A 16,800-nucleotide genomic window follows, 5' to 3' on the forward strand; every position below is an offset into this window, starting at 1 on the left:
ATGAACGCACCCTTCAAGCCGATCAACGAAGCCGCCACCGATTTCGTCCGCCGCCACATCGGCCCCTCGCCGCGCGACATCAACGCGATGCTGGAGACGGTCGGCGCTGCGAGCCTGCAGATGCTGATGAGCGAGACGCTGCCCGCCTCGATCCGGCAGCAGGCGCCGCTCGATCTCGGGCGCGCGCTGAGCGAGACCGAGGCGCTCTCCCACATGAGCGAGCTTGCGAACCAGAACCAGGTGTTCACCTCGCTGATCGGCCAGGGCTATTCTGGCACCATCCTGCCTGCGGTGATCCAGCGCAACATCCTGGAGAACCCGGCCTGGTACACGGCGTATACGCCGTATCAACCCGAGATCAGCCAGGGCCGGCTGGAAGCGCTGTTCAATTTCCAGACCATGATCTGCGATCTCACCGGGCTCGATGTCGCCAACGCCTCGCTGCTCGACGAGGCGACCGCGGCGGCGGAAGCGATGGCGCTCGCCGAGCGGCACTCGCAGGTGAAGTCAAAGCTGTTCTTCGTCGACAGGGAGGTGCATCCGCAGACGCTGGCGGTGATGCGCACCCGCGCCGCGCCGCTGGGCTGGGCGCTGGTGGTCGGCGATCCCCTCACCGAGCTCGACAAGGCCGACGTGATCGGCGCGCTGCTGCAATATCCGGGCACGACGGGCGCGGTGCGCGACCTCAAGCCCGCCATCGCCGCGCTGCGCGCCAAAGGCGCGCTGGCAATCGTCGCGGCCGACCTGCTGGCGCTGACCGTGCTCGCCTCGCCGGGCGAGCTCGGCGCCGACATCGCGGTCGGCTCGGCGCAGCGCTTCGGCGTGCCGATGGGCTATGGCGGGCCGCATGCCGCCTACATGGCGGTGCGTGACGCGCTGAAGCGCTCGCTGCCCGGCCGCATCGTCGGCCTGTCGGTGGATTCGCGCGGGCTGCCGGCCTATCGCCTCGCGTTGCAGACCCGCGAGCAGCATATCCGCCGCGAGAAGGCGACCTCCAACATCTGCACCGCGCAGGTGCTGCTCGCCGTGATCGCCTCGATGTACGCGGTCTATCACGGCCCCGAGGGCCTGACCCACATCGCGCGCAGCGTGCATCGCCGCGCCGCGGTGCTCGCCGCGGGCCTGCGCAAGCTCGGCTTTGGCCCAACCAGCGAGAGCTTCTTCGACACCGTGACCGTCGAGGTCGGCGCCAAGCAGCACGAGCTGATCGCGCGCGCGCTGGCGGAGCGGATCAATCTGCGGATCGGCGAGACCACGCTCGGCATCGCGCTCGACGAGACCTCGACGCCGGAGACGGTCGAAACCGTATGGCGGGTGTTCGGCGGCAAGCTCGTCTTTGCCGAGATCGAGGCGACCGCGCGCGAGGCGCTGCCGAAGGATCTGAAGCGGAGCAGCGCGTTCCTGACCCATCCGGTGTTCAACACCCATCGTTCGGAGACCGAGCTGCTGCGCTACATGCGCAAGCTCTCAGACCGCGACCTCGCGCTCGACCGCGCGATGATCCCGCTCGGCTCCTGCACGATGAAGCTCAACGCCACCACGGAAATGATCCCGCTGACCTGGCCGGCGTTCGGCCAGCTGCATCCGTTCGCGCCGGCGGATCAGGCCAAGGGCTATCACGCGCTGTTCAAGCGGCTGGAGCAGTGGCTGTGCGACATCACCGGCTATGACGCGGTGTCGCTGCAGCCGAACTCCGGCGCGCAGGGCGAATATGCCGGGCTGCTTGCGATCCGCGGCTATCACCTGGCACGCGGCGAGCCGCACCGCAAAGTCTGCCTGATCCCCTCCTCCGCGCACGGCACCAACCCGGCGTCGGCTGCGATGGTCGGCATGGATGTCGTGGTGGTGGCGTGCGATGCGCGCGGCGACGTCGACGTCAATGATCTCCGCGCCAAGGCGGAAAAGCATTCCGCCAATCTCGCGGCTGTCATGATCACCTACCCGTCGACCCACGGCGTGTTCGAGGAGCATATCAGCGAGATCTGCGAGGTCGTGCACGCGCATGGCGGACAGGTCTATCTCGACGGCGCCAACATGAATGCGCAGGTCGGGCTGTCGCGGCCCGGCGATTACGGCGCCGACGTCAGCCATCTCAATTTGCATAAGACCTTCTGCATCCCGCATGGCGGCGGCGGCCCCGGCATGGGCCCGATCGGCGTCAAGGCTCATCTGGCGCCCTACCTCCCCGGCCATCCCGCGACCGACGCCGACATTGCGCATCCGATCGGCCCGGTGTCGGCGGCGCCGTTCGGCTCGGCGTCGATCCTGACCATCTCCTACATCTACATCCTGATGATGGGCGGCGAAGGGCTGACGCGTGCCACAGAAGTTGCGATCCTCAATGCCAACTACATCGCTGAAAGGCTCGAGCCGCACTTCCCGGTGCTGTACCGCAACGCGAAGCGCCGCGTCGCGCATGAGTGCATCGTCGATCCGCGGCCGCTGAAGACGACCAGCGGCGTCACCGTCGACGACATCGCCAAGCGGCTGATCGACTACGGCTTCCACGCCCCGACCATGAGCTTTCCGGTCGCCGGCACGCTGATGATCGAGCCGACCGAATCGGAATCCAAGATCGAGATCGACCGCTTCTGCGACGCCATGATCGCAATCCGCAACGAAATCGCGGAGGTCGAGAAAGGCCGCTGGACGATCGAGGCCTCGCCGCTGCGCCACGCCCCGCACACCGTGCACGACATCGCCGACGATGGCTGGGATCGCGCCTACAGCCGCGCCGAGGGATGCTTCCCCGCCGGCGTGTCGCGCTCCGACAAATACTGGAGCCCGGTCGGCCGCGTCGACAACGTCTACGGCGATCGCAATTTGGTGTGCTCGTGCCCGCCGGTCGCGGATTACGCCCAGGCGGCGGAGTAGCGGGACATGTTGTAGGATGGGTAGAGCCAACGGGTCCGCGCCGCGCGCGGCCCCCGTTGGCGAAACCCATCATCTCACCGCGCGGATGCAATTGATGGGTTTCGCTTCGCTCTACCCATCCTACGATCTGCTATCATTCTGCTATCATAACGTCCGGCTGATTACGCGGCCAACGAAGCCGCGGCAGGAGGAGCCATGCGCGAGGAATTCTGGTTTCATTTCCCGTTCCGCGTCCGCTATTCCGAGGTCGACGCGCAGGCCGTGGTGTTCAACGCCCACTATTTGACCTACTTCGACACCGCGATCACGGAGTATTTTCGCGCGCTCGGCTACGACTATCTCGGCGAGGTCGCGCGCACCGGCATCGACTTCCACACCGTGAAGACGGTGGTCGAATACAAGGCGCCGATCCGCTTTGACGAGGACATCGAGGTCTGCGTGCGCGTCGCGCGGATCGGCCGCTCCTCGATCAACCTTGCGCTCGCGATCTTCGCCAAAGGCTCGGACGACCTGCGCGCAATCGGCGAGATCATCTGGGTCGCGACCGACCAGAAGACCCACAAACCGGTCGCGGTGACCGACGACTTGCGGGCGCTGATCGCGAGCCGGGAGAAGGCGCTGGCGGAGGGGTAGCACGTCAACGGACAAATCTGTCGTTGCGCTGAAGTTGGCCTTGCGGCCTTCGCCAAGCCTAGGGGGCGAGCAAGGCGCGGCTATCGGGATCCCAGCGCCAGAGCCGATCGTTGGTCAGCTCGGTGCCGCCCCACCAGCGTTTCACTGAATTGTACTGGCTGAAATCCAGCTCATGCTCCAGCACTTCTTCGCCGAAATCAGTCAACGACAACTGGCTCCATAAGTGTCGCTCGTACCGGGCCTTGACATCATCGGGTGCTTCGAGCTCGCTGTTGAATCCTGAGAGAGCCGGTGTCGGGCAATAAGCGAGACCATCCAGCACAGATTCAATCTCCCGGAAATTGAAAACCGGGCACCTCCGATACGTTTCGGAGGCAAGTCCTGTCGGCTTTTCCCAACCGTCGGACACCAGGTCCAATATCCTGTACTCGGTCGCACCCAACCCGGTCCGCGATCCGGGAATCTCTTCGAGAAGCGCAATGAGCGCGGCACGAAGCCGCGGAATCGCAGCAAGGTCCTCCATGAGGAGAGCGAAGCAAGGCTCGGGCGTCGGCGCGCGATAGGCGCGCCAAGCCCGGCTTGCCAGCCTGAGACGGTCGTCAGTTACTGGCAGTTTCGGCAATTGCCATTCTGCCAGGCTTTCAGGCAGAAAGTTGCCGGTCTCGGCGTCGGTCTGGACGATGCTGAGTCGTGACAGAATGTCCCGGTTCGGCATCAGAACATCAAGCAGCCAGATCAGAATCAATTGGTCGTTGGGCCGGGGATCGACCCACAGCTCAATGCTGTCACAGCGGGCGCATAACTCGATCAGGCCGAGGTCCTTGCTGAATGGTTCAAGCCGCTTTGGACGGTGATCGTCGAGCCAATGCGAGCCGAGCACGCCATGTTTTGCCGAACGCGCCTCCAGCGAACCTGCAAGCTCCGATGGGGATGGCAGCTTTCGCCAAACAAACCGATGCCTCAGGCTGATGACAACGTCCGCCTTTCCGGCTCGCCTGAGTCTGTCGCACCCGATGTCGTCCGTCGCCAGGATCAGAGTTGTCACGGCACCGCTCGTTCAGTTTGACGACGCTACGATTTGGTCAGCGCCAAATTCCAGCGCCAGAGATTGTCCTTGGTGAGATGCGTGCCGCCCCACCAGCGGTCGATCGGATTGTGGCGGCTGAAATCGTCGGCGCCGGCGAGGACCGCCTTGCCAAGTTCAGTCAGTGCAAGCCGGCTTCGGCTGTAGCGCTCGTGACGATCGGGCGCATCGTGCATGGCAAGGTCGAAAGGCCCCTCGTCGAGGCCCGATACGGCAGGCATCGAACACCGGGCCAATCCATCCAGCAGGGCTCCAACCTCCCAGTAGCCGAACGTGCACCGCTCGTTGGGTTTCTCGTGACCGGGAAACAGGTCGTACGGATGCAAATATCCCGCCGAGATCAGCTCCAGCATGCGCATTTCCGTCGCGCCTACTCCGCAGTTGCGCAAGGGAAGCTCTTCCAGCAGCGCAATGACCGAATCCCGCAGGCGCGGAAGCTCGCCCAAATCCTGCTGCAACAGACCGAACCAGGATTCCGGCGTCGGCGCGCGCCAGGCCGCCCACGCCGCGCTGGCGATGTCGAGGTGATCGCTATGGACAGGAGCAAGCCCCAGCTGTCGCGTGGCCAGGTCGCTCGGCGGTTGATCGCCAATGACGCAGTCCGCCGGCAGAATGGCGAGCTTGGACGTGATGTTCGGGTGCGGACGCAAAAAGTCCAGCAGCCAGACCAGTTGCAATTGCGAATTGGGATCGGGATCGACCCAGAGATCGACCGCATCGAAGCGCTCGCAGAATTCGATCAATCCAAGGCCGTGATCACGCGCGTCCGCAAACGGGGCACCGGTGAGATTGTCCAGCCAGTGAGGTGACGGGTCGTGGCGTTCGATCGGGCGCCGCGAGAGCGAGAGATCGAGTTCGTCCGATGCGGGCGGCCGCCCCCAAACGAAGCGATGCTCAATACCGATCACGCAATCCGCGAGCCTCGCTGTCTTCAGGTCGCCGGCGCCGCTATCGGTAAAGGTGAGGATGAGCCTGGACATGATCCTCAATCGGCTCCGCTACGATTTGGTCAGCGCCAAATTCCAGCGCCAGAGATTGTCGTTGGTGAGATGGGTGCCGCCCCACCAGCGGTCGATCGGATTGTGGCGGCTGAGGTCCTCCCCGCCGGCGAGGACCGCCTTGCCGAATTCGGTCACGGTCAAGCGGCTTCGCCGATAGGCTTCCACGCGAGCGCGTCGATTTTCCGGGTCGATGACGCGCAACTCGTCATCGAGTCCGGCGATTGCCGGCTGCGGCCCGTGCGCCAGGCCCTCGAGCAGCGTGCCGATTTCCTTATCGTTGAACACGCCGCGCTGGCGAAAGCCGCGCAGGTAGAACAGCGTATTGGTGCCCATGAAGCCCGCCCCGATCAGTTCGAGCAGCCGCATTTCGGTTGCACCAAGTCCCGATCCGCTCCACGGAAGCTCCTGAAGCAGGTCGAGCAGCGCGGGCCGCAGCAAGGGAAACGCGCTCAGGTCATGCTGGAGCACGTCGAAGCTGGCTTCGGGGGTCGAGGCGCGATACGCCCGCCACACTTTGCTGGCGGCTTCGACATGCGCCGGCCGGACCTTGACCAGCGGCACTTCGCTCCACCCCTTCCACGTCGGCTCTATCATCATCAGATCGAAGCCGACCAGACGCAATTCCAACTTGGCCACCGTCTCGGGATGCGATCGGACATGATCGAGCAAGCAAGCCAGTTGCAATTGATCGTTCGGGTCGGGATCGAACCAGAGCTCGATGCGATCGAATGAGGCGCAATACTCGATGAACGTAAGATGCCTGACGGCGTCGCGCTCGCGACTCCGGGGAAACCAATCGGACCAGTGATCGCCGGGGCTCTGATCGCCAAGGCTCTGATCGCCAGGACTCTGATCGCTTCCCGCGCCGAAATAGGCGTCCAGTTTCTGCGGTGACGGCAACGGTCCCCAGACGAACCGAAACCAGACTGAAACGACGCTCGCGGCAACCCCCGCACGGTCCAATTCGGTGCCGGACGAACTGGTCAAAATCAAACGCTTCATCGGCCGCTCATTCAGCATCCCAACATCCCGCGCAAAACGAAACGGGCGCCGAAGACGTCGGCAACTCAACGTCCTCAGCGCCCGCTTGCAGCGAACTTATGCGGCCTGGAGGCTTACTCTTCGGTCGGCTCATCGCCGTCGGCGTCGCTCTCGGGCGTGCCGGCCAGGATCTGCTCGGAGATCAGGCCGGAGTTCTGCCGGATCGCGGCTTCGATCTTCGCGGTGATGTCGGGGTTGGAGCGCAAAAACGCCTTGGAATTCTCGCGGCCCTGGCCGAGCCGCTGGCTGTCATAGGAGAACCAGGCGCCGGACTTCTCGACCAGACCGGCCTTGACGCCGAGGTCGAGGATCTCGCCCATCTTGGAGACGCCCTCGCCGTACATGATGTCGAACTCGACCTGCTTGAAGGGCGGCGCCAGCTTGTTCTTCACCACCTTGACGCGGGTGGTGTTGCCGACCACTTCGTCGCGCTCCTTGATGGCGCCGATGCGGCGGATGTCGAGGCGGACGGAAGCGTAAAATTTCAGCGCGTTGCCGCCGGTGGTGGTTTCCGGCGAGCCGTACATCACGCCGATCTTCATGCGGATCTGGTTGATGAAGATCACCATGGTGTTGGACTTGTTGATCGAGGCGGTGAGCTTGCGCAGCGCCTGGCTCATCAAGCGGGCCTGCAGGCCCGGCAGCGCATCGCCCATCTCGCCCTCGAGTTCGGCCTTCGGCACCAGCGCCGCCACCGAGTCGATCACCAGCACGTCGACCGCGCCGGAGCGCACCAGGGTGTCGGCGATTTCCAGCGCCTGCTCGCCGGTGTCGGGCTGCGAGATCAGGAGCTCGTCGATGTTGACGCCGAGCTTGCGGGCATAGACCGGGTCGAGCGCGTGTTCGGCGTCGATGAAGGCGCAGATGCCGCCCTTCTTCTGGCCTTCCGCCACGGTGTGCAGCGCCAGCGTGGTCTTGCCCGAGGATTCCGGCCCGTAGATCTCGACGATCCGCCCCTTCGGCAGGCCACCGACGCCGAGCGCGATATCGAGCCCGAGCGATCCCGACGAAATCGTCTCGACGTCCATCGAACGGTCGTTCTTGCCGAGCTTCATCACCGAGCCCTTGCCGAACTGACGCTCGATCTGGGAGAGCGCGGCAGAGAGCGCCTTGGACTTGTCCATGGAGGATCCTTCGACGATACGCAGTGCGGTGGCGGACATTTGGGATGTGCTCCTTATGGCGGGGATTCGCTAGCGGGAAAACGGGACGATGCGATCGGGTGGCAGGCTTTTGTTGATGAGGAACTGTGTACCACGTTTGTTCTATGTTCGCAATATGTTCTTTCGAACAAGTAAACGCCGGCCGGCCTCCATCCACAGCGTCCTGCTTTGCTTTTCGGAGCGGCCTGGATTGCCATTAACCCAGCAGCAACCAAGGGTTAGCCGTTGTTCTCGGTAGAGCTACTGAGACGGCTTGGTGAATGTTCTGGCCACATCATTGGCTATGGGACGCAAGACGTTCTCAGCCGGCGCACCCGGTAGTCCCGGAATTCTCCGCGGGTGAACGGAGTTCCGAAAAAATGAAGGGGCCGCTCAAGGGCGGCCCCTTTGACCCAAAATCCAAAATTATGATTTGGTCACAGAATTAGTGCGTCAACACTTCGTTTACCTAACCCCGCCGGCGCGGTTCTGGCGAGTCCGTAGAATCACTGCACCGACGGACATGGTTAAGGCCGGCCCGGTTGGCGGCCCGCCTCCCACCTGGACTGCGGCGTGCCCTCCTCATCGTCACGGCGCGCCTCGCGTCCGGTTCCGACAGCCCAGCGGCTGTCCGGCAGCGCGCGGCCGTGCCGGCGCGCCGCGGTCCGTAGTTCTCCGGGCTAGAACAAAGTTCCAGAGCCCGAAAAACTACTTAAACCTCGGTGGAACACGCGGATTTCAGCGGTGTTCGTCACAGCAATGCTGGCCGGCGTGAATTGGCGCGCCGGAAGCGGCAACGATGCCGCCAGCAGATGGATCCGGGACGGGTCCCGGACGGAATTTCCATAACATTGTCGCTTTGCGGGTTTTGCTTTATAGATACAACTTATAGTTTAATTACCGAGTGCCGCCCTGAGTCGCTGGGGAAGTTTCAGATGATCCACAAGGGCATCGAATACAGCGTCACCCAAGTGATGGCCGGCGTCTGGAAATGGCGCTTCCAGATCGGGAACCGGGTCTTCACGGGCAAGACCGAGGCAAAGCTCGACCTCTTGGCGATCCGCCGGGTGCAGCTGCGGATCGACCGCGAGCTGAAGCAGCTCGGGCGCGAGCAGGCCCGCAGCAACGGCGACAAGGACTGAAACGGAATGAGAGCGTTTTCGAGCGAAGTGGATACCGGTTCGCGTGAAGAAAACGCGTCAAAACAAGGACAAGGGCGCCTTCAGTCGGCGCTGGCCAGCCGCCGCATTGTGAACTCGATGTCGCCGCCGGGCAGTTCGCGCCAGCTCTCGACCGCGCTCATATAAGCGGCCTTCGGGTAGCGGTTCAGGAAGTCGCGCGCCCGCGAGCGCGCCTGATCGCGCGGCAGGGTGAAGGTCTCGCGCAGATAGCCGTCGTCCGGCTTGCGCCGGGCGGCCATCCGGCTGGCGAGATCGCGCGGGCGAGAGACCATTGTCGCTAATCCGGACCAACTGACGACGTCCCTAATATATAGGGCCGGCGCCGGCGGAATCCGAGTCTGCGGGACGCGCGATGCGGGAACGGCCGCCGGACGCTACTGGCTGCGCTGCGCCGTATTGCCGGACGCCGCGCTGCCGGACGCTGTGCTGCCAGACTTGGTCTTCGGCTTGGCGGGATGCTCGGCGGCCTTCTTCGGCGGCGCGTCGTTGCGCACCGCGCCCCAGGGGTCGGCCGATGTCTTGGCGTCGGGAATCTTGCGCAGCGATTCCTGGTAGGCCTTCTGGTTGGCGGCGTCCTGATCCTTCTCCTCCTGGGTCTTGGTCTTGACCTCAGGCATCAGGTTGACGTTGGGCATCTGCGCATAGGCCGGCGCCGACAGCAGCACCGCGACCGCGACCGCGCTCAGAATTCTCATAAGGGCGCTCCCTTGCATTTCCGTGGGGGGTATATCACCGCCAAAAAGCCGTCGCCAAGCGCGCCTTGCCAAGGGCGCTTGAGACCTCAAAGATGGTCTGACTTGCAGGATTTCGGCGACTGCATCCAGTCGTCCCAGATCGGACCGCATTTGGTGCAGCCGCTGAGCGCGAGCCCGATTGCGATCACGCCGCCCAGCATCACCAATCGACGGAACATGACGACCCCATCCCCTGAACAGGCGGCCATAGGGCCCCAGAACTGGGGCATTTTCAAGCCCCTGCGCCCCGCCCCCGGAGCGCTGATTTGACCCTGCGCCAGCGCAAATTACAGTTACGAAACAAAGCAGAAAAGGAATCGACGGCATGACTTTGGCGATGAGCTGGGACGAGTGGGCGCGGCATGACGGGACGGCGCTCGCCGCGCGCGTCAGGAACGGTGAATTGACGCCGCGGGAATTGGCCGCGCAGGCCGCAGCCGCCACAGCCAGGGTCGATGGCACGCTGTCCGGCGTGGTCGAGCTGTTCGACGACGTCATCGCCGACCCCGCCCGCGACGGCGCCGATCTCAATGGTCCGTTCGCCGGCCTGCCGTTCCTGATGAAGGATCTCGGCCCGACGCTGAAGGGCCGGCTGCAGGAGATGGGCTCACTGATGATGCGCGGCAACCGCGCCAGTGAAGACACATTCCTGACGACGAAGCTGCGCAAGGCCGGCCTCAATCTGATCGGCCGCACCACCACGCCGGAGTTCGGGGTCTGCAGCTCGGCGGAAAACCCCGCGGTCTACGTCACGCGCAATCCCTGGAATACCGATTACACCACCTGCGGTTCGTCGGCCGGCAGCGCGGCGATGGTCGCGGCCGGCGCGGTGCCGATCGCGCATGCCACCGACGGCGGCGGCTCGATCCGCATTCCCGCCGGCGTCAACGGCAATATCGGGCTGAAGGTCTCGCGCGGCGTGTTCTCGATCGCGCCGCATCTGTCCGATCTCACCGGCCTCGTCTCGATCCAGGGCTGCCAGTCGCGCTCGGTGCGCGACACCGCGGCCTTCGTCGACGCCTGCCGCGGCGGCGCGCCCGGCGAGTTCATGCCGTACTGGAGCGCGGCGGAGCCGTATACCGCGATGATCGCGCGCGACCCTGCCCGGCTCAAAATCGCGCTGTCGCACCAATGGGGCGACTATCGCGCAACGCCGCATATTTCGGCCGAGCTCGCACGGGTCGGACGTTTCCTCGAGGACCTCGGCCATCAGGTCGATTACGCCCTGCCCGCGATCGACTACCAGGCGGCGTTCGCGGCGCAGACCACCTGCTACATCAGCAACTTCGCGGTGGTGATCGGCAACATGCTGGCGGCGCGTGGACTTGAGCGCCCGCCGGCGGAGCTGATCGAGCCGATCAACATCCGGATCTGGGAGCACGGCAAGGACACCAGCTTCGCCGATCGCGCCCGCATGCAGGCCGTCTTCAACACGACGTCACGCGGCTTCGGCGCCTTCTTCGAGGACTGGGACATCATCCTGACCCCGATCACGGCGCTGCCGACGCCGAAGGTCGGCACCACGGAATATCTCACCATCTCGGACAATCCGTCGGTGCTGGACTGGTTCGGCAATCTCTGGCGCAACTTCGCCTTCACGCCGCTCGCCAATCTCTGCGGCATCCCCGCGATCTCGCTGCCGCTCGCGACCAACGAGCACGGCCTGCCGCTCGGCATCCAGGCGATCGGAAAGCAGGCCGATGACGGGCTGCTGCTGCAGCTCGCCGCCCAGATCGAACGCGCGATCGGCGGCAAATGGAACGACGGCAAGACGCCGCGCGTGCATGTCACGCGCGACTAGAGCGAGGTGAGGTTGGGTCGAACGGCGACGGCGCTGCGCTCCCTCGCCCCGTTCTTACGGGGAGAGGGTTGGGGTGAGGGGCTGCTTCCACACAACATGGCGGCAGTTGGACTCGCGGAGACTCCCCCTCACCCGAAATTCAAGCTGCGCTTGAATTTCGACCTCTCCCCGCAAGCGGGGCGAGGTAAACGGAGTCCGTTGCTTGCCGTCCCGCGCTAGAATAGATCACGCGCAACAGTTCAGAGGGAACGGAAGTCATGCAGCAGCAGGCCGGTGAATTCGGGATCGAGGACGCGCGGCGCGCGCTCGGCGAGATCTTTGCGCCGTGGGTGCAGGATCTCAATCTGGCGGTCGAGCAGTTCGACTTCGCAGCCCCTGCGGGCGGCGGCGCCGACTGGCAGCCTGGCGCGGTGCTGCGGCTGCCGTTCTCCGAGCGGCTCTGCCGCAGCGGCGGCACCGTCAGCGGCCAGGCGCTGATGGCGTTCGCCGACACCGCGATGGTGATCGCCAACCTCGCCGCCAACAAGGGCTATCGCGCGATGACCACGGTCGACCAGACCACGCATTTCATGCGCGCGGTGACCGCCTCCGACGTGCTCGCCGACGCCCGCGTGGTCCGCCTCGGCCGCACCATGAGCTTCGGCCGCGTCACGCTGCTCTCCGCCACCGACAACAAGCCGGTGGCAATGGTCTCGAGCGCATTCGCGATGCTGCCGGGATAGGACCCACCGCTGTCATCGCCCGGCTCGACCGGGCGATCCAGTACGCCGCGGCCTACCGGCTCAAGCACTCCCGTCTCTGGAATACTGGATCACCCGGTCAAGCCGGGTGATGACACCGAGCAAGCTGAGCAAACTAACACCGTCACCCTGAGGTGGCCGCTTCTTCAGCGGCCCTCGAAGGGTCGACGGCCCGGCTCGTGGCCGCGTGGCTGCATCGGGGCCGATTCATCCTTCGAGGCTCGCCGAAGAGGCTCGCGCCTCAGGATGACGGAGTAACCATGACCTTCGATGGTTATGGGTCCCGCCGGGACGCCCCTCCAAGTTTACTTGCCGAGCACCGCCTCGGCGGCGTTGACGATGCTGATGGTCGGGTTCTTTCCGCAATAGGTGCCGAACTTCTTGGCGTTCTCGACGAACACGTCGGTGTCGATGATCGCCTCGTCGGAATCGCCCTTGTACCAGCCGTCCATCCAGACCAGCACCATCTTGATGGTGTCGTCGCCGCCTTCGACGAACTGCTTGCAGCTCATGGTCGAGAGATCGAGCACGGTGGCATTGGCGGGCGCGGACGACAGCGCGAGCGCGGCGGCAAGCAGGATCGAGGCCGTGGTCTTCATCGGAAATCTCCGTCAGCAAAGGATTCTGAAAACAACAGATCGCCGAGAGCCCCCAGCGCTTCTGCACGCGGAGTCGTAAGCGAGACACCGCGGCCGGAGCAAGTGAGGCATCCCACACACTGCTCCGAACGTCGCTTCGATGCGCGGATTGAGAATTCGTGTTTCCGATTTGTGACGGCACGAACGGCTCCGCGCCGCTCCGATTCCTGTTTTCAATTTGGCAAAAGCTCGTGCGCCGATCCATTCACCCGGCACTGAGGCTCGCCGCGCCGGCATCATGCGATACGTCGTGCGAGAAATGTTCCAACGAGCATGAACGCGATGCCAATGATACGCGTCGTGGTGAGCGACGACTTCAGCGCACCGAACGCACCGAACTGATCTATGAGCGCGGCCGACGCAATCTGCCCGAGCAGCACGAAAAACACGGCGTTGGCAACGCCGATGCGCGGCGCCGTCCAGGTGATCCCCAGGATGTACAGAGAGACAACCAGTCCGCCTGCGTAATAGAGCGGTGTCGCGCTGAACCAGTCGTGCTTCGGCAAGCCAAGGAAGATCATGGCAATACCGCAGACGATGGAGCCGAGAACGAAAAGAATGAAGGCGGCCGCCCAGGGACTCCCGAGCTCGGAGCCAAGCCTCGAGTTCCACGCGGCCATGATCGGAATGCAGACTCCGGTCACAAGCATGAGAAAGGAGAGCAGAAAAGTACCAGATGCGGACGTCATGTTGTTGCTCCGTAGCGATGTCACCGGGCGGCTCCTTGGAGATCTGAGACGATATTGTGTGGCGTGTCGTTCTCGATCGCCGGGCCGCTTCGCGGCTCTGCGTGGCCTCGATATTCGATCATTGCTTCGCCCTCCGTGGCTCGGCATTCCTCGCACGGACGACAAAAACGACTCGTCGACGAATCCCGCGTGTCCTGGACATTGGATGCGCCGACCTCGCATGTGTCGCAACCGGATTTACTTCGACCGCGCTCGAAGCATAATCTCTGGACTATTCCTGCGTGACCTCCGTACACTCCGGTCATGAGCAGTCCCAACAAGCTGGCGGAAGTCGGGGACATCATCGGCGACCAGGCGCGCGCGGTGATACTCTGTACGCTCCTGGATGGTTGTAGCCACAGTGCGACCGAACTGGCGGGAGTTGCGGGCGTTACTCCGCAGACTGCGAGTTGGCATCTGGCGAAATTGACGGACGGTCAGTTGATCACTCCCGAGAGGCGAGGTCGTAACCGGTATTTCCGACTGGCGGGACCGCTTGTAGGGCAAGCGCTGGAAGCGGTGATGGCGATTGCGATAACCGCGGTGCGTCCGTCGCGCTCGCATGCGCTCTCGGAGCGTGAGCAGACATTGCGCGATGCGCGAACCTGTTACGACCACTTTGCCGGAAAATTAGGAGTGGGGCTGACCCAGGCCTTCATAAAGCGGAAGCTGATCGTGCTTTCGAGGGATGGCGGTCTCCTTACGGCACGTGGGACGAGGTCGCTTTCCGATTTCGGCATCGACCTGGCGGCGGTACAAGGCTCGAAGCGTCAATTTTGCCGATCGTGCCTCGACTGGAGTGAGCAAAGGCCACACTTGGGTGGCGCCGTCGCCGCGGCATTCGCCACACGTTGCTTCGATTTGGGCTGGGTACGGCGCCTGCCCGGCACGCGAGCCATTGCAATCACGCCCCTTGGCATCAAAGGCTTCAGGGAGCAGTTCGGCGTGACCGTCTAGCGAAAGCACAATTTCGGAATATTGGAAGAATACCCCTGACTTGCCCGACGTGTCAAGCCGCCTGTCGAACAGCCGCCATGTCGAACGCCGGCAGCCGCGGCTACTTTGCATGGGGTTGTTTTTTGGCATTTTGACAGGACGCCCCTGCGGCGGAGCGTTCTGCTAGGCGGATCGCATGCGGCGGCGCCGCCGCCAGCGCCACAACAACCCAACGAGGACGACGAGCACGACGCCGCCGGCGACCGCCTTGACGGTGAACCGCCCGCCGGGACGGTCGATGATGCGCGACCACAGCGGGGCGCCCTCGCCCGCGCGCGGCAGGCGGAATGCCACCACGCTGTCGCCGATCGAGGCGCCGGCCTCGGAATGGCCGCCGGCGCCGATCGCGACATACTGCTCGCCCTTCCAGAGATAGGTCATGGGGTTGGCAACGCCCGGCACCGGCAGCCGGCCGAGCCACAGCTCGCGGCCGGATCTGGCATCGAAGGCGCGCAGATAGGCGTCCATCGCGCCGGTGAACACCAGCCCGCCGGCGGTGATGACGACGCCATTGACCAGCGGCGTGCCGGTGTTGAGCGCGATGCCGAGCGGCGCCAGATCCTCGCTGGTGCCGACGGTCGCATGCCAGAGGATCTTGCCGGCCTTCAGATCGACCGCCACCGTCTCGCCCCAGGGCGGCTGGTTGCAGAGCGAGCCGAGCGGCGACTTCGCCACCGCCCGCGTCATCGCAAACGGCGTGCCCTCCTGGCGGCCGAAATCATGGCCCGGCGGCGGATTGAAGCCCTTGGCCTGGTCGCGCGGGATCAGCGTGACGATCTGCACGGCGTGGCTGACATTGGCATAGAGGATCTGGTTGACCGGATCGAACGCCGCGCTGCCCCAGTTCACGCCGCCGCCGGTCATCGGATAGATCACGGTGCCCCGCGTCGATGGCGGCGTGTAGAGGCCGTCATTGCTGGACTGTCCGAACAGCGTCTCGCATGCCGGGCGTTCGAAGCCCGGCATGCCGGCCGCGTCAGTCGGGCGGATGCGCTGCGTCAGCAGCGGCGGCACGTGGGTCGGAAACGGCTGCGTCGGCGACAGCTTTTCGCCCTCGGCGCCGTTTTGCGGCACCGCGCGCTCCTCGACCGGCCACACCGGCTTGCCGGTGTCGCGGTCGAGCACGAACACAAAGCCCTGCTTGGTCGGCTGGATCACGACGTCGCGCATGCCCGCGCCGGTGTCGATCCGCGCCAAGGTCGGCTGCGCCGGCAGGTCGTAGTCCCAGACGTCGTGATGCACGGTCTGGAACGCCCACGCCAGTTCGCCGCTCTCGATCCGCAGCGCCACCACCGAGTTGGCGTGCTCGTTGTTGCCCGGGCGCTGGCCGCCCCAGAAGTCCGGGCTCGGCGATGTCGTCGGCAGGAACACCAGCCCGCGCGCCTCGTCCACCGACATCGGCGCCCAGACATTGCTGTGGCCGGCCGTGATCCCGTCATGCACGAGCGGATCGAAGCTCCAGCGCTTTTCGCCAGTCCGCGCATCATAGGCACGCACCGCGCCGAGCGGCGCATCGACCCTGCGGTTGTCGGCGATCGCCGAGCCCACCACCACGACGCCGCGGCCGGTCACCGGCGCCGAGGTGATCTGGAATTCGCCGGGCCATTCCAGCTTCATCCCCGCGTCGATCCGGATCTCGCCGCCATTGCCGAAATCCGCGCATGGCTTTCCACTCTTCGCGTCGAGCGCGATCAGGCGCACGTCGTTGGTGCCGGTGAAGATCCGCGAGCGGCACGCGGCGCCTTCAGGTGCGCGATCGTCGACCCAATAGGCGACGCCACGGCAGACATAGCGATTGGCCGGGCGCTGCGCGGTCGAGATTTTGGGATCGTAGCGCCATTTCTGCGCGCCGGTGCCGGGATCGAGCGCGATCACCTCGTTGAACGGCGTGCAGAAGATCAGGCTGTCCTCGACGAACAGCGGCGTCGCCTCGAACTTGGTGCGCTTCATCAGCTCGGGCGCGCGAACATCGAGATCGCCGGTGCGGAAATCCCAGGCACGCACCAGCGTGGCGACATTGTCGGACGTGATCTGGTTCAGCGGCGAGAAGCGCGTGCCTTCGCGGTCGCCGCCCCAATATTCCCAAGCGAGCGCGGGCTCCGCGCACAGCAGCAGCAGAGCGAGCAGGCGAACCAGCGATCGCATCGCATCCTCCACCCGATGCGATCATTCCGGCTGCACCGCATCACGAGTGAAGGATTTACGCG

16 protein-coding genes are annotated in these 16,800 nt (G+C 64.6%); 6 read left to right on the forward strand and 10 right to left on the reverse strand.

Annotated elements, in window-relative coordinates; translation table 11 throughout:
* Both gcvP and XH93_RS27950 read left to right on the forward strand, forming a co-directional pair.
* Positions 1-2,874 carry an aminomethyl-transferring glycine dehydrogenase gene (gene gcvP, locus XH93_RS27945; protein WP_194469953.1) on the forward strand — a complete coding sequence of 958 codons (2,874 nt, stop codon included), beginning with the start codon at positions 1-3 and terminating at the stop codon, positions 2,872-2,874.
* Between the two features lie 195 nt (positions 2,875-3,069).
* Complete coding sequence (locus XH93_RS27950; protein ID WP_194469954.1) at positions 3,070-3,507, forward strand: thioesterase family protein; 438 nt, start codon at positions 3,070-3,072, stop codon at positions 3,505-3,507.
* A gap of 58 nt (positions 3,508-3,565) precedes the next feature.
* Here the strand turns inward: XH93_RS27950 and XH93_RS27955 are convergent, their stop codons facing one another.
* From XH93_RS27955 to recA, 4 genes are all read right to left on the reverse strand, one after another.
* A complete protein-coding gene (locus tag XH93_RS27955) occupies positions 3,566-4,552 on the reverse strand; it encodes a hypothetical protein (protein ID WP_246799314.1) in 987 nt (328 codons plus the stop codon).
* A gap of 26 nt (positions 4,553-4,578) precedes the next feature.
* Complete coding sequence (locus XH93_RS27960; RefSeq protein ID WP_194469955.1) at positions 4,579-5,571, reverse strand: hypothetical protein; 993 nt, start codon at positions 5,569-5,571, stop codon at positions 4,579-4,581.
* 18 nt (positions 5,572-5,589) lie between these two features.
* Positions 5,590-6,594, reverse strand: coding sequence for a hypothetical protein (locus tag XH93_RS27965; RefSeq protein ID WP_194469956.1), 1,005 nt, complete (start codon positions 6,592-6,594; stop codon positions 5,590-5,592).
* Positions 6,595-6,707: 113 nt separating this feature from the next.
* Positions 6,708-7,796 carry a recombinase RecA gene (recA, locus tag XH93_RS27970; protein WP_139484768.1) on the reverse strand — a complete coding sequence of 363 codons (1,089 nt, stop codon included), beginning with the start codon at positions 7,794-7,796 and terminating at the stop codon, positions 6,708-6,710.
* 914 nt (positions 7,797-8,710) lie between these two features.
* Between recA and XH93_RS27975 the strand changes: the two genes are divergently transcribed.
* On the forward strand, positions 8,711-8,917 hold the full coding sequence (locus XH93_RS27975; protein WP_139859926.1) for a hypothetical protein: 207 nt from the start codon (positions 8,711-8,713) through the stop codon (positions 8,915-8,917).
* An 80-nt stretch (positions 8,918-8,997) separates the two neighbouring features.
* Here the strand turns inward: XH93_RS27975 and XH93_RS27980 are convergent, their stop codons facing one another.
* From XH93_RS27980 to XH93_RS27990, 3 genes are all read right to left on the reverse strand, one after another.
* Complete coding sequence (locus tag XH93_RS27980; RefSeq protein WP_139484763.1) at positions 8,998-9,228, reverse strand: hypothetical protein; 231 nt, start codon at positions 9,226-9,228, stop codon at positions 8,998-9,000.
* A gap of 102 nt (positions 9,229-9,330) precedes the next feature.
* On the reverse strand, positions 9,331-9,651 hold the full coding sequence (locus XH93_RS27985) for a hypothetical protein (RefSeq protein ID WP_194469957.1): 321 nt from the start codon (positions 9,649-9,651) through the stop codon (positions 9,331-9,333).
* Between the two features lie 86 nt (positions 9,652-9,737).
* The gene (locus tag XH93_RS27990; protein ID WP_139484761.1) at positions 9,738-9,869 is read right to left on the reverse strand and encodes a peptidylprolyl isomerase; all 132 of its coding nucleotides are present in this window, start codon (positions 9,867-9,869) and stop codon (positions 9,738-9,740) included.
* Positions 9,870-10,015: 146 nt separating this feature from the next.
* Between XH93_RS27990 and XH93_RS27995 the strand changes: the two genes are divergently transcribed.
* Together XH93_RS27995 and XH93_RS28000 are read left to right on the forward strand one after the other, a co-directional pair.
* Positions 10,016-11,491 (forward strand): amidase, encoded by a 1,476-nt coding sequence (locus tag XH93_RS27995; protein ID WP_194469958.1) that lies wholly within the window; start codon positions 10,016-10,018, stop codon positions 11,489-11,491.
* Between the two features lie 257 nt (positions 11,492-11,748).
* Positions 11,749-12,213 (forward strand): PaaI family thioesterase, encoded by a 465-nt coding sequence (locus XH93_RS28000; RefSeq protein ID WP_194469959.1) that lies wholly within the window; start codon positions 11,749-11,751, stop codon positions 12,211-12,213.
* 323 nt (positions 12,214-12,536) lie between these two features.
* Here the strand turns inward: XH93_RS28000 and XH93_RS28005 are convergent, their stop codons facing one another.
* Positions 12,537-12,830 (reverse strand): HdeA/HdeB family chaperone, encoded by a 294-nt coding sequence (locus XH93_RS28005; RefSeq protein WP_194469960.1) that lies wholly within the window; start codon positions 12,828-12,830, stop codon positions 12,537-12,539.
* 275 nt (positions 12,831-13,105) lie between these two features.
* A complete protein-coding gene (locus tag XH93_RS28010; RefSeq protein WP_210241785.1) occupies positions 13,106-13,558 on the reverse strand; it encodes a DMT family transporter in 453 nt (150 codons plus the stop codon).
* Between the two features lie 303 nt (positions 13,559-13,861).
* Here XH93_RS28010 and XH93_RS28015 point away from each other — a divergent pair, with 303 nt between their 5' ends.
* Positions 13,862-14,554 (forward strand): helix-turn-helix transcriptional regulator, encoded by a 693-nt coding sequence (locus XH93_RS28015; RefSeq protein ID WP_194469961.1) that lies wholly within the window; start codon positions 13,862-13,864, stop codon positions 14,552-14,554.
* A 162-nt stretch (positions 14,555-14,716) separates the two neighbouring features.
* Here XH93_RS28015 and XH93_RS28020 read toward each other — a convergent pair whose 3' ends face one another.
* Complete coding sequence (locus XH93_RS28020) at positions 14,717-16,738, reverse strand: pyrroloquinoline quinone-dependent dehydrogenase (protein ID WP_194469962.1); 2,022 nt, start codon at positions 16,736-16,738, stop codon at positions 14,717-14,719.
* Positions 16,739-16,800: the final 62 nt, after the last annotated feature.

It is taken from the genome of Bradyrhizobium sp. CCBAU 51753 (assembly GCF_015291565.1).
In the GTDB taxonomy this organism is placed as follows: Bacteria; Pseudomonadota; Alphaproteobacteria; order Rhizobiales; family Xanthobacteraceae; genus Bradyrhizobium; species Bradyrhizobium ivorense.